10 protein-coding genes are annotated in these 13,601 nt (G+C 67.5%); 8 read left to right on the top strand and 2 right to left on the bottom strand.

What is annotated here, in order from left to right; translation table 11 throughout:
• Positions 1-144 precede the first annotated feature (144 nt).
• The 4 genes from ACXJKH_RS06325 (at position 145) to ACXJKH_RS06310 (ending at position 5,651) form a co-directional block, all read left to right on the top strand.
• Positions 145-2,340: a TonB-dependent receptor gene (locus ACXJKH_RS06325; protein ID WP_457318734.1), complete on the top strand. Its 2,196-nt coding sequence runs from the start codon at positions 145-147 to the stop codon at positions 2,338-2,340.
• 73 nt (positions 2,341-2,413) lie between these two features.
• Positions 2,414-3,457, top strand: coding sequence for a DUF1611 domain-containing protein (locus ACXJKH_RS06320; protein WP_457318732.1), 1,044 nt, complete (start codon positions 2,414-2,416; stop codon positions 3,455-3,457).
• On the top strand, positions 3,454-4,458 hold the full coding sequence (bla, locus tag ACXJKH_RS06315) for a class A beta-lactamase (RefSeq protein WP_457318731.1): 1,005 nt from the start codon (positions 3,454-3,456) through the stop codon (positions 4,456-4,458). Before ACXJKH_RS06320 ends, bla begins: the two co-directional genes overlap by 4 nt.
• Complete coding sequence (locus ACXJKH_RS06310; RefSeq protein WP_457318729.1) at positions 4,455-5,651, top strand: YkvI family membrane protein; 1,197 nt, start codon at positions 4,455-4,457, stop codon at positions 5,649-5,651. Before bla ends, ACXJKH_RS06310 begins: the two co-directional genes overlap by 4 nt.
• Here ACXJKH_RS06310 and ACXJKH_RS06305 read toward each other — a convergent pair.
• The gene (locus ACXJKH_RS06305) at positions 5,621-6,532 is read right to left on the bottom strand and encodes a LysR family transcriptional regulator (protein WP_457318727.1); all 912 of its coding nucleotides are present in this window, start codon (positions 6,530-6,532) and stop codon (positions 5,621-5,623) included. The genes ACXJKH_RS06310 and ACXJKH_RS06305 overlap by 31 nt on opposite strands.
• A 260-nt stretch (positions 6,533-6,792) precedes the next feature.
• On the opposite strand from ACXJKH_RS06305, the gene ACXJKH_RS06300 reads away from it, so the two are divergent.
• From ACXJKH_RS06300 to lpdA, 4 genes are read left to right on the top strand one after another with little or no spacing between them, the layout of a single operon-like run.
• On the top strand, positions 6,793-8,043 hold the full coding sequence (locus ACXJKH_RS06300; RefSeq protein ID WP_457318725.1) for a thiamine pyrophosphate-dependent enzyme: 1,251 nt from the start codon (positions 6,793-6,795) through the stop codon (positions 8,041-8,043).
• Positions 8,044-8,047: 4 nt separating this feature from the next.
• Positions 8,048-9,091: an alpha-ketoacid dehydrogenase subunit beta gene (locus ACXJKH_RS06295; RefSeq protein ID WP_070427218.1), complete on the top strand. Its 1,044-nt coding sequence runs from the start codon at positions 8,048-8,050 to the stop codon at positions 9,089-9,091.
• Positions 9,092-9,094: 3 nt separating this feature from the next.
• Positions 9,095-10,438: a dihydrolipoamide acetyltransferase family protein gene (locus ACXJKH_RS06290; RefSeq protein ID WP_457318723.1), complete on the top strand. Its 1,344-nt coding sequence runs from the start codon at positions 9,095-9,097 to the stop codon at positions 10,436-10,438.
• A 3-nt stretch (positions 10,439-10,441) separates the two neighbouring features.
• On the top strand, positions 10,442-11,848 hold the full coding sequence (gene lpdA / locus ACXJKH_RS06285; protein WP_457318722.1) for a dihydrolipoyl dehydrogenase: 1,407 nt from the start codon (positions 10,442-10,444) through the stop codon (positions 11,846-11,848).
• 274 nt (positions 11,849-12,122) lie between these two features.
• Here the strand turns inward: lpdA and ACXJKH_RS06280 are convergent.
• Positions 12,123-13,601 (bottom strand): hypothetical protein (locus tag ACXJKH_RS06280; protein WP_457318720.1); only part of this gene is annotated, 1,479 nt, incomplete at its 5' end.

Below are 13,601 nucleotides of genomic sequence, written 5' to 3'. Positions count from 1 at the left end.
GCCGACACGCTGCTGCCGCGGCACCGCGCGCGTCCACCGCACTCCCCGATGCAACGCCACGCGGCTGTCGCAGTCCCGGATCGCCGTCGTTTTCTCTGCCTGACCCCGTTCCTGATGCCTGAGAGCCCGCACATGCGCAAGCCGATGAAACGTTCGATCCTCGCCTCCACCGTCACGCTGTGCTGCATGGGCCTTGCCACCTCGGCGATGGCCCAGGACGCCAACGCCGATGGCAGCCGCAGCACGCCCGATGTCGTCGAGCTTGATCGCGTAGTGGCCACCGCGCAGAAGCGCAGCGAGAACGTCATGGAGGTGGCTGCCGGCGTCAGCGTGATCAGCGAAGAACGCCTCGAAGCATTCGGCGCCACCCGCTTGAACGACTTCGCCGCCTACGTCCCCGGCTTCCAGGTGGACAGTGGCGGCGCGCCGGGCCAGACCACGATGGCGTTGCGCGGCGTGGCGCCGCTCGGCGGTGGCTCGATCATCGGCACCTACATCGATGACACACCGATCGGCACGAGCAGCAACAAGCAGCGCGCAACCACCTACGCGCTGGATCTGCTGCCCTACGACATCCAAAGCGTGGAAGTGCTGCGCGGCCCGCAGGGCACCCTCTACGGCGCCAGCTCGATGGGCGGCCTGTTCAAGTACATCACCAAGGCCGCCGATCCGGATGGCCTCGAGTTCCGCGCCGGCATGGACGTCAATGCCACCCGGGAGGCCGGCGACGTCGGCACGGGCGTGCGCACCTCGTTCAACGTGCCGCTGGTCGAAGGCAAGCTGGGCCTGCGCGCCAGCATGTCGCGCCAGGGCACGCCCGGCTATGTCGACCAGCCGGATCTGGCCGGCGATGACGCCAAAGACAGCAACGGCTACTACCAGCTGGCCTCGCGCCTGGCCTTGACTTGGCGCATCAGCGACACCGCCAACCTGCGCGTGCAGGCGCTGTCGCAGATCGTGGATGCCGACAACTCCAGCGCGGTAGGCCTGACCTATCCCACGCTGGAGCCAATCCGCGGCCCGCTCGAAGGCATCCTCCAGCGCGCGACGCCGTACCGGATGGAGACCGACTACTACTCGGCGATCCTCGACTGGGATCTGGGCAACGTCGATTTCGTCTCCGCTTCCAGTTTCTCCGAAACCCGCATGGACGAAGTGCAGGATTCCACCCTGGTCTATGGCGCGGCGTGGCCGCTGCTGACCCGGTATCCGGCCGGACAGGCGCAGTTCGATGTCTTCCTCGGCACCCGCAAATGGACCCAGGAATTCCGCCTGAATTCCAAGGAAAACGCGCGCTTTGAATGGTTGCTCGGCACCTTCTTCACCGGTGAGAAGAACGCCAACCGCCAGCAGGTCAGCGCCTACGATGCCAACGGGATACCGCTGCCGTTCAATCCCGGCACCGCCAGCCTGCCCGGCACCTACGACGAGCAGGCGATCTTCGCCGATGTCACCTACAAATTCAGCCCGCGTTTCGATGTGTCCGCCGGCGTGCGGCATGCGCGTAACCAGCAGGATTTCGAACAGCACAGCGTCGGGCTGCTGTACGGTCCGCGACCGATCGACCTGGCCGACGACGCCGATGACAGCGTGACCACCTGGAAACTCGCCTCGCGCTGGCACTTCAACGAAAACGCGATGCTCTACGYCCGCTACGCCACCGGCTACCGCCCGGGTGGACCGAACGTGTCGACCTCCGGCGTGGTGCCCATGACCAAGGCCGACACGCTGGACAACCTCGAACTCGGCTTCAAGTCGCACTTCTGGGACCGTCGGGCGATGATCGATCTGGCCCTGTTCCGGATCGACTGGGACGACATCCAGGTGCGCGTTTCCGAGAACGGCCTGAGTTGGATGGGCAATGCTGGCAGCGCGCGCAGCCAGGGCGCGGAGCTGAGCTTCATGGTGCGTCCGGCCGAGCGCCTGACGGTCGGGCTCAACGCGGCCTACATCGATTCGAAGATCGGCGATGTGCCGGCCTCCAGCGGCCTGGTCGCCGGCAGCCGCATGCCGATGACGCCGCGGCTGAGCTGGTCGACCACCGTCGACTACGATTTCGATGTGACCGCGCAGTGGCAGGGCCGGGTCGGTGCCGGCTATCGCGTCACCGGCGCGCGCGTGGCCGGCGCGTACGAGATCGACAGCTACAACGCCCTGGACCTGCATGCCGAACTGACCAACATGACCTGGACCGTGCGTCTGTACGCGCGCAATGCCGCCGACGAGCGTGCCTATGTGTCGACCGGCGCGGTGCGCGATGCACTCAACCGCTACGTCGCGGTGACCGGCGTGCCGTTGCAGCCGCGCACCATCGGCATGTCGATCGACTATCGCTACTGAGTGCCACCTGCGCGCCCGGCGACGCCTTATCCCGTCCCGTGACCGCCTCCCTCCCCCACTACCCCGGATCCCCATGAGCTCGACGCCCACCGCAGCCGTTCAGGCACTTGCCGCCCTCCCCCAACCGTACCTGCTGTTCCTGGGCGATATCACTGAGGCGGGCTTCGCCAAGACCGCGATCGGCCTGCACGACTGGGCGCCGGAAGTGTGTGTTGCCGAATGGAGCCTGCCGGGCTGCCCGATCACCACCGGCCTGCCGAGCATGACGCCGGCGCAGGCGCGCGCCGCCGGTGCGCGTGCGATGGTGATCGGCGTCGCCAACGGCGGTGGGGTAATTCCGCCGCAGTGGCTGCCCGCGCTGGTCGACGCGCTTGAACAGGGCCTGGACCTGGTGAGCGGCATGCACCAGAAGCTCGGTGACATTCCGGAGCTGGCCGCCGTCGCCGACGGCCACGGACGTGCGCTGATCAACGTGCGCATCCCGCCACGCGGCATTCCGGTCGGCAACGGGCGCAAGCGCACCGGCAAGCGCGTGCTCACCGTCGGCACGGACTGCGCGCTGGGCAAGAAGTACACCGCACTGGCCCTGGCGCGCGGCCTGCGCGGGCTCGGCGTAGCGGCCGACTTCCGCGCCAGCGGCCAGACCGGCATCCTGATCGCCGGCAGCGGCATTCCGATGGACGCGGTGGTCGCCGATTTCTCGGCAGGCGCCGCCGAGCTGCTCAGCCCGGATGCGGCCGACGATCACTGGGATGTGATCGAAGGCCAGGGCTCGCTGTTCCACCCCGCCTACGCCGGTGTCAGCCTCGGCCTGCTGCACGGCAGCCAACCGGATGTGTTCGTGGTCTGCCACCAGCCGGGGCGCAAGCACGTGCTCGGTTATCCGGACTATCCACTGCCCTCCATCGAAGAGGTGATCGCATTGACCGTGCAACTGGGGCGCCGCACCAACCCTGACATCCGCTGTGTCGGCGTCAGTCTCAACACCCACGGCATGACCGAGGCTGCGGCATCGGCTGCCTGTGCGGAGGTCAGCGCGCGTCTCGGTCTGCCCGCGGCTGACCCGATGCGGCAAGATGGAACGTTCAACCGTTTGCTGGAGGCCTGCATCGCATGAAGATGACATCCCGTACCTTGAGCTTGTGCGTCGCGGCCGTGCTGGGCCTGAGCCCGCTCGCCGCCTTCAGCGCCAGCCGGACCCGTCCGGTGGAAACCGAAGTCGCACGCCTGGCCACATTGATCGACGGCAAGGTCGGTGTCTCGGCATGGCGCCTGGATGGCAAGGGCGAGCAGGTGCATCTGAATCCCGATGAAGGCTTCCCGATGGCCAGCACGTTCAAGGTCGCCGTCGCCGCCGTGATCCTGAGCAAGGTGGATGCCGGCGAACTGGCGCTGACCACGATGGTGCCGGTGCCGAAATCCTTCTACGTCGATTCGGAAGTGATCGCCGACCGCTTCATCCACGACGGCGTGAGCCTGTCGGTGCACAACCTGCTCGAAGTGATGTTGACCCAGAGCGACAACACCGCCACCGACGTATTGGTGGCCCAGGCCGGCGGACCGGCCGCGGTCACCGCCTGGCTGCGCGCGCACGGCATCAACGGCCAGCGTCTGGATCGCAACACCCGGCAGCTGCTCAGCGATATCTTTGGCCTCGGCGATGCCCCGCTGACCAAGGAACGCGTCGCGGAACTGACCCTCGACCCGGAGGTCGTCAAGCGCACCAAGTCCGGCAGCGAGGCCTTCGACAAGGATCCGCGCGACACCTCCACGCCGCGTGCGATGTCGACCCTGCTGACCCAGCTGTTCACCGGCAAGGCACTCAGCCCGGCCAGCACCGAGGTGCTGGTGCAGATCATGGAGCGTTGCCGGACCTGCAGCGCACGCCTGCGCGGCAGCCTGCCGCCGGGCACCAAGGTGGCCGACAAGAGCGGTACCGTCGCCGGCACCGTCAACGACGTCGGCGTGGTCACCCTGCCCGACGGCAGCCGGTTCGCCATCTCGGTGTTCGTCAAGGCCAGCAACGCACCGCGCAGCGAACGTGAGCGGGTGATCGCCGAGATCGCCCGCACCGTGCGCGATTTCTACCTGCTGCAGCCCACGGCCGCCGGCAAGTGACCGCCGCCGCCAGCCGGTTCCAGCGTTATCTGTTGCCCGGCCTGGCGTTCAAATCCGCCGTGATCGGCGGCGGGTACGCCACCGGCCGTGAGCTGGCGGAGTTCTTCCYGCCCTCGGGCCCGTGGGGCGGCCTGGCCGCGATGGTGTTGTCGATRCTGATCTGGAGCGTGATCTGCATCCTGACGTTCCTGCTGGCACGGGCGATCGGTGCCAACGACTACCGCACCTTCTTCCGGCATCTGCTGGGGCGTGGTTGGTGGACCTTCGAAATCGCCTATCTGGCGCTCATCGTGGTGGTACTGGCCGTGTTCGGCGCGGCCGCCGGCGAACTGGCCACGACCATGTTCGGTTGGCCACGGATCGTCGGCACGCTGCTGCTGGTGGCGATCATCACCGGCGTGGTGCAGGCCGGCACCAACGCCGTCGAACGCATGTTCAAGCTGATGTCGGCCTTCATGTACGTGGTGTATGCCATCGCCGCGTGCCTGATCCTGTCCCGCTTCGGCCACGGCACCCTGGCGCAGTTGTCCAACACCCCGGACCTCGGCCCGGGCTGGGTGCTCAACGGGGTGACCTACGCCGGCTATAACGTGTTCGCGGCGGTCTCGATCCTGCTGGTCGTGCGCCACCTGCTGTGCCGTCGCGACGCGGTGATTGCCGGCGCCCTGGCCGGCCCGTTGGCGATCCTGCCGGCGATCGTGTTCTACGTCTGCATGATCGCGTTCCTGCCGGACATCGCCGACGCGCCGCTGCCTTCCGACCTCATGCTCGGCCAGCTCGGCCTGCCGTGGTTCCAGTGGCTGTTCCGCCTGATGATCATGGTCGCCCTGGTGGAAACCGGGGTCACGCTGATGGCCTCGGTGGACGGCCGCATCGGCGTCAACTGGAAAGAACGCACCGGCGCCGCGCCCGGACGCGGCGTGCGCGTGGCGATCATCGCCGCGATCCTGCTGGCAGCCGTTTTCCTTGCCGACGGGATCGGCCTGGTGGCACTGATCGCCAAGGGCTACCGGCTGCTGGCCTACGCCATCCTGGCCACCTATGTGGTGCCGTTGCTGGCGTACTCGGCGTGGCAGCTCTGGTCACGTCGCGGGCGGGCCTTCACGCCGCCGGGGGCGGAACCGCCCTGCCCGCGCCCTGCCATGACGGATGCCCTCGGCACTTACCCGCCACAGGCAAAGACCAGGAACTGATGCAGCGCGCGTGCCGGCGCGGACAGGTCCTCGTCCGGGCGCCAGACCAGGCCGACGTCCATCGGCGGCACTGCATCGGTCAAGGTGCGCACGTCGATCCGGCGCCCCTCCAGCGACCACGGCCGATAGACCATGTCCGACAGGATGCTCACCCCGAACCCGTAGGCGACCATGCCGCGCAGCGCTTCCAGCGACGAGGTGCGGAAAGCCACGTTGGGCGCGCGCCCGACCGAACGCCAGTAGCGCATCGCCGACTCCTGCCCCTCGTCGACCGTCAGCATGATGTAGGGATACGGCGCGACGTCAGCCGGACTGATCACCGGCAACTGCAGCAGCGGGTGCGACTCGGCCAGCCACAGTTGGCGGCGCGACCGGATCAGCACCTGCCGACGCAGTACGTACGGCTCGGCCATGTTGGAGATGATGCACAAGCCGAAATCGAGCTCGCCGCTGCTGACGCCCTGCTCGATCGTCGCCCGGTCCATKTCCACCAGCTCGACCTCCACCTGCGGATAGGAGCGTTTGAAGCGCGCCAGCAGGCTCGGCAGGAAATAGCCGAGCACGGTGTAGGAAGCGCCGATCCTGACCCGGCCCGGCAGCGTGTTGGCCAGGAACATCGGCTCGCTCAGGGCGTCCTGCAGGGTGTCCAGGATGTGCCGGACGTGCTGGTGGAAACGGTGGCCCTCGGCGGTCAGGCCGACCCCGTGCGGCAGGCGATCGAACAGTTTCAGCCCCAGCGCGGCCTCCAGCTGGGCAACGGCGGTGGTGATCACCGACTGGGAGACGTGCAGCTTGCGCGCGGCCTGCGAGAACTGTCCCAGCTCCGCCGCCTCGGCGAAATAGCGCATCTGGCGCAGGGTCAGGTTGGCTGGGATTTGCATGCACCGCTCCCGTAGCATGGAGATATCTGAATAAACAATACCTCATACGCTATTAAACAAATTTACGATATGCCGCCGTGCCTCTAGACTTCACACCGGGTGCAATGCGCCATGGCCCCAGCCGCCTTGAAAGCGCTGGTCCTTACCCGCTTCGCGACGGGATCCCCCGGGATGCCGGCGCGTCAACATCGCCATTACCGTTGCCCCCCGCCTGCGGTAAGCCTGTAGCTCCATGACCCAAGCCCAKCGAGGCCCCTGACATGTCATCACCCCAGATTCCCGCCACCAGCGCGCCGTTGCGTCTGCACGTGCCCGAGCCCAGCGCCCGCCCCGGCCAGGCCACCGACTTTTCCTATCTGAAGCTGAGCCCCGCCGGCGCGGTCGACAAGCCGCCCGTGGACGTGAGCGCCAGCCAGACCGCACCGCTGACCGGCCAGCTGATCCGCGTGCTGGACGACAACGGCGACGCCGTGGGTCCGTGGGCCGCCGACATCGACGACGCGGTGCTGCTGCGTGCGATGCACGCCATGCTCAAGACCCGCGCCTACGACGCGCGCATGCTGATCGCCCAGCGCCAGAAGAAGACCTCGTTCTACATCCAGTGCCTGGGTGAAGAAGCGATCGCGGTCGGCCAGACCCTGGCGCTGCGCGATGACGACATGCAGTTCCCGACCTATCGCCAGCAGGGCATCCTGGTCACCAAGGACGTCTCGCTGGTCGACATGATCTGCCAGGTGCTGTCCAACGCGGCCGACCCGCTGAAAGGCCGCCAGCTGCCGATCATGTACTCGTACAAGGACTACGGCTTCTTCTCGATCTCGGGCAACCTGACCACCCAGTACATCCAGGCGGTGGGCTGGGCGATGGCCTCGGCGATCAAGGGCGACACCCGCATCGCCACCGCATGGGTGGGCGATGGGGCGACCGCCGAAGGCGATTTCCACGCCGCGCTGACCTTCGCCCACGTGTACCGCGCCCCGGTCGTGCTCAACGTGGTCAACAACCAGTGGGCGATCTCCACCTTCCAGGCCATCGCCGGCGGTGAGAACACCACCTTTGCCGCGCGCGGCGTGGGCTACGGCATTCCGTCGCTGCGTGTGGACGGCAACGATCTGCTGGCCGTGTACGCGGCCTCGCGCTGGGCCGCCGAACGCGCCCGCAGCAATCTCGGCCCGACCCTGATCGAGTGGGTGACCTACCGCGCCGGCCCGCATTCGACCTCGGATGATCCGTCCAAGTACCGCCCGGCCGACGATGCCCAGCACTTCCCGCTCGGCGATCCGATCGACCGCCTGAAGCAGCACCTGATCAAGCGCGGCCTGTGGAGCGATCAGCAGCACGACGAAGTGCGCACCGAACTCGATGCCGAGGTCCTGCGTGCCCTCAAGGAAGCCGAGACCCACGGGTTGCTCGGCAGCGACAACCGTCCCGGCGCGGCCCTCATGTTCGAAGACGTCTACAAGGACATGCCCGAACACCTCCGTCGCCAGCGTCAGCAGTTGGGAGTCTGAACACATGAGCGGGATTGAACAGAACAACACCGGCGGCACGCCGATGACCATGATCCAGGCGCTGCGCTCGGCGATGGACGTGATGCTGGAACGCGACGACAACGTGGTGGTCTTCGGCCAGGACGTGGGCTACTTCGGCGGCGTGTTCCGCTGCACCGATGGCCTGCAGACCAAGTACGGCAAGCAGCGCGTGTTCGATGCGCCGATCTCCGAGAACGGCATCGCCGGCGCGGCGATCGGCATGGCCGCCTACGGCCTGCGCCCGGTCGCCGAGATCCAGTTCGCCGATTACATCTACCCGGCCTACGACCAGATCGTCTCCGAAGCGGCGCGCATGCGCTATCGCTCCGGCGGCAGCTTCACCTCCTCGCTGGTGTTCCGTACCCCGTGCGGCGGTGGCATCTACGGTGGCCAGACCCACAGCCAGAGCCCGGAGGCGATCTTCGCCCACGCCACCGGCCTGCGCACGGTCATGCCGTCCAACCCGTACGACGCCAAGGGCCTGCTGATCGCCTCGATCGAGAACGACGATCCGGTGATCTTCCTGGAGCCCAAGCGCCTGTACAACGGCCCGTTCGACGGTCACCACGACCGCCCGGTCACCGCGTGGTCCAAGTACCCGGACAACCTGGTGCCGGAGGGCTACTACAACGTGCCGCTGGACAAGGCCGCCATCGCCCGCGAAGGCAAGGCACTGACGATCATCACCTACGGCACCACCGTGTGGGTAGCCAAGGCCGCCGCCGAAGATGCCGGGATCGATGCCGAAGTGATCGACCTACGCAGCCTGTGGCCGCTGGACCTGGACGCCATCGTCAATTCGGTCAAAAAGACCGGCCGCTGCATCGTGCTGCACGAAGCCACGCGCACCTGCGGCTTCGGCGCCGAGCTGGTCGCCCTGGTGCAGGAGCATTGCTTCTACCACCTGCAGGCGCCGGTGGAACGCGTTACCGGTTGGGACACCCCGTATCCGCACGCGCAGGAATGGGACTACTTCCCGGGTCCGTCCCGGGTCATCGATGCAATGCAGCGCGTGCTGGAGGACTGAACCATGGGACATCACGTCATCAAGATGCCGGACATCGGTGAAGGTATCGCCGAAGTCGAACTGATCACCTGGAAGGTCGAGGTCGGTGGCCCGGTCGCCGAAGACCAGGTCGTGGCCGAGGTCATGACCGACAAGGCCATGGTCGAGATCCCCTCGCCCGTGTCAGGCACCGTCGTCTCGCTGGGTGGCAAGCCCGGCCAGATGATGGCCGTCGGCAGCGAGCTGATCCGCCTGGAAGTGGACGGTGCCGGAAATGCCAGCGCCACCAGTGCACCGGCCGCCGCGGCGCCTGCCGAACCGGTTGCCGCGCCCAAGGCGGCCGCACCGGCCGCTGCACCTGCGGCCGCCGCCGAGGCTGCACCGGCAGCGGCGCCCGCCAAGGCCGCCGCCGCATCCGCACCCACCCCTGCCGCCAAGCAGGACGCGCGCGGCGCGGTCACCAATGGCGTACTCAACGCCGGTGAAGCCCCGCTGGCCTCGCCGGCCGTGCGCCGGCGCGCGTGGGACTTGGGGATCGAGCTGCGCTACGTGCCGGCCACCGGCGCGGGCGGTCGCATCCTGCAGGCCGATCTGGACGCCTACGCCGCCGCCGGTGGCAAGGCGCAGCCGGTCGGCGGCAGTGCCGGTGGCAGCAGCTACGCGCGCCGTACCGGCGAGCAGCAGGTGCCGATCATGGGCCTGCGCCGCAAGATCGCGCAGAAGATGCAGCAGTCCTGGACGACCATTCCGCACATCACCTATGTGGAAGAAATCGACGTCACGGAAGTGGAAGCCCTGCGCGCCAAGCTCAACGAGCGCTGGGCCAAGGAGCGCGGCAAGCTGACCCTGCTGCCGCTGCTGGCACGCGCCGTGGTGCTGGCCGCACGCGACTTCCCGCAGATGAACGCCCGCTATGACGATCAGGCCAACATCGTGACCCGCTATGAGGGCGTGCAGCTGGGCATCGCGACCCAGAGCGAGGTCGGCCTGTCGGTGCCGGTGGTCGCGCATGCCGAGTCGCTGGATCTGTGGCAGACCGCCACCGAGATCGCGCGCCTGGCCAACGCGGTGCGCGTGGGCAAGGCCACCCGTGAGGAGCTGTCCGGCTCGACCATCACCATCAGCAGCCTCGGTGCGGTGGGCGGTGTGGTCTCGACCCCGATCATCAACCATCCGGAAGTGGCGATCGTCGGCGTCAACCGCATCATCGAACGCCCGATGTTCCGCGAGGGCCAGGTSGTGGCGCGCAAGCTGATGAATCTGTCGTCCTCGTTCGACCATCGCATCGTCGATGGCATGGATGCGGCCGAGTTCGTGCAGGCGATCCGTACGCGCCTGGAAACCCCGGCCCTGCTGTTCGTGGAGTAAGCGATGTCCAATACCCTTCAAACCCAGCTGCTGATCATCGGCGGCGGTCCCGGCGGTTACATCGCCGGCATCCGCGCCGGCCAGCTCGGCGTCAAGACCATCGTGGTCGAGGGCGTCAATCCGGGTGGCACCTGCCTCAACATCGGCTGCATTCCCTCCAAGGCGCTGATCCATGCCGCCGAGGAGTTCGCCAAGGTCACCGCGTATGCGGAAGGCACCTCGCCGCTGGGCATCAGCGTGCAGGCCCCGTCGCTGGACCTGGCCAAGACCGTGGCGTGGAAGGCCGGCATCGTCAAGAAGCTGACCGGTGGCGTCAGTGCACTGCTGAAGAAGAACGGCGCGCAGCTGATCAAGGGCTGGGCCACGATCGTCGACGGCAAGACCGTCGAGATCGCCGGTGCCGCGGAAGACGGCGGCACGCTGCGCATCACCTGCGAGCACCTGCTGCTGGCCACCGGTTCGGTGCCGGTGGAACTGCCGTTCCTGCCGTTCGGTGGCAAGGTCATCTCCTCCACCGAAGCCCTCTCGCCGACCTCGCTGCCCAAGCAGCTGATCGTCGTCGGAGGCGGTTACATCGGTCTGGAGCTGGGCACGGTGTATCGCAAGCTCGGCTGCGAGGTCACCGTAGTCGAGGCCCAGGAGCGCATCCTGCCGGCCTACGACGCCGAGCTGACCAAGCCAGTGGCCACGCACCTGGAGAAGTCCGGCGTGAAGCTGCTGACCGGCCACAGCGTGCTTGGCCTGGCCGACAACGGCCAGCTGCGCGTGCGCGACAAGGACGGTAACGAAATCGCGCTGGACGCCGACCAGATCCTGGTCGCGGTCGGCCGTCGCCCGAAGACCGACGGCTTCAATCTCGAATCGCTGCAGCTGGATCTGGCCGGCAAGGCGGTCAAGATCGACGACCAGTGCAAGACCTCGATGCGCAACGTGTGGGCGATCGGCGATGTCGCCGGTGAGCCGATGCTCGCGCACCGGGCGATGGCACAGGGCGAACTGGTGGCCGAGATCGTCAGCGGCAAGAAGCGCCACTTCGTGCCGGCCGCGATTCCGGCGGTGTGCTTCACCGATCCGGAAATCGTGGTGGTCGGGCTGTCACCGGACGAAGCCAAGGCACAGGGCATCGAGACCAAGGTCGCGCTGTTCCCGTTCGCCGCCAATGGCCGTGCGATGTCGCTGGAATCCACCGATGGCTTCGTGCGCGTTGTCGCGCGCAGCAGCGACCACCGCATCCTCGGCTGGCAGGCCGTGGGCGTGCAGGTCTCGGAACTGTCGATTGCTTTCGTGCAGTCGATTGAGATGGGCGCCACGCTGGAAGATATCGCCGGCACGATCCACCCGCACCCGACGTTGGGTGAGGCTGTGCAGGAGGCGGCGCTGCGTGCGTTGGGGCATGCGCTGCATATCTAGGCAGGTCCGGTAGGTCCGGAAGGTCCGGTAGGTCCGAGCCATGCTCGGACGCTTTGGCCCGGACGCTTTGGCTCCGATGCCTTGGCTCCGATGCCTTGGCTCCGATGCCTTGGCTCCGATGCCTTGGCTCCGATGCCTTGGCTCCGATGCCTTGGCTCCGATGCCTTGGCAGGCACCCAAACAAACGGCCCGCAGTGCGGGCCGTTTGTTTATCGCCAAAAGCAGCTCCAACCCACGGTGGGTCAGCGCCACGCTCGGACGCATCCTGCTGGATCTATTCCACCACCCGCGTCGTCCCCAACACCCAGGTCATATCCGACGTGCCCCACGGCACGACATGCGCCGGCCGCGCCGGCAATGGCGCCGCATCACCCGGCCAGCCATCGATCCCGGCCGCCACCTGCACCTCGACCGGGCCGCTGTTTGCCGGCCAGCGCAGCTCGATTCCCTGCGGCCCCGGCGCCTGCCAACGCAACCGCGACCAACGCTCGGCCTCATCCAGTAGCGGCGCATCCTCGCCCTGCAACTGCACCTTGGGCACCACCACGCTGCTCTTCAGCCGTACCCGCAGATCGCGGGTGCCCGCCGGTGCCAGGATGCGCAGCACCGCTTGGCCGGTCTCGGCATCGTGCGACGTCTCAAAGCGCACCGGCTCGGCCATCGCAATTGCCTCCGCGGGCGTCGCCATGGCGTCGGTCAGGTCCAGCGCCGGGACCGAAACATGCACCGTTTCACCCTGCCCTGCACCCAAGGCGTTCCGGCTCCAGTCCAACACCCCCGGTAGCACGCTGACCCGGTGGTACTGCTTGTTTTCCGGATCGGCCACGAAGATCACCTGCGACAATTCCGGATAGCGCTCTGGGTCGGAGCGGGTAAACGACGCAGCAGTGAGTACACCAGCGGCCACCAGCAGCGTGGCGATCGCAGCACCGGCAAGCAGGCGCCCGCTTCCGTGAGCCAAACGCACCCACGGCAGCAACAGCGCGGCCAGCCACGCGAACGGCAACGCAAGTACCTCCGGCGTGCCGAACCCGATCGCCTCGAACAGCTGCAGCGCAAAGTGGAAGACATGCGCCAATGCGAACGCGGTGATCACCGCCGCCACGATCACACGGGCGATCTGCAGCGGCACCTGCGCGGGCAGCAGCCAAGCGACTGCAGCCAGTGCCAGCAACGGCCACAGCAGCAGCGGCGCCAGCTCGGGCGCCAGCACCTGCACGATGGCGCCGATGAGCCAGGCAAGGCCCAGTGCACCCAGCCGCACGCTTTCGCCGCGTACCGCGCTACCGGCGCTGGTCCACGCCAGCAGCGCGACCAGCACACCCAGCACCAGCCCAATGACATCCACGCCGCCGCGCAGCGAGGCACAGGCCCCCACCAGCAGGGCCAGCACGGCAAACGGTTTACGCCCGGCCTTGCACAGCGTCAGTGCACCCAACGCCAGCACCACGCCGATGGCCAACAGTCCCTCGCCCGCCGCCAGCGTCGAGAATGCCGCCAGCAGGTCGCGGTTGTTCACCAGGCTGGCATCGCCACCGCCCAGCAACCGGTACGACACCCGCACCGCCAGGGCAACCGACAGCAATGCCAGCGGCCACCACGCCACACCACCGACCACGCCCCGCCAACCGCCCTGCTTGAACGTGGTACGGCGCGCGACCACGACAAGGACGAGCAGTCCAAACGCCAGCACGCACCAGCCCGACCACATCGGCACGCCGATCATCCAGCCGCCCGGCAGATCGCTGTAGAT

This window comes from Stenotrophomonas sp. P5_B8 (assembly GCF_054049855.1).
This window is presented reverse-complemented; position numbering and strand designations above follow the sequence as displayed.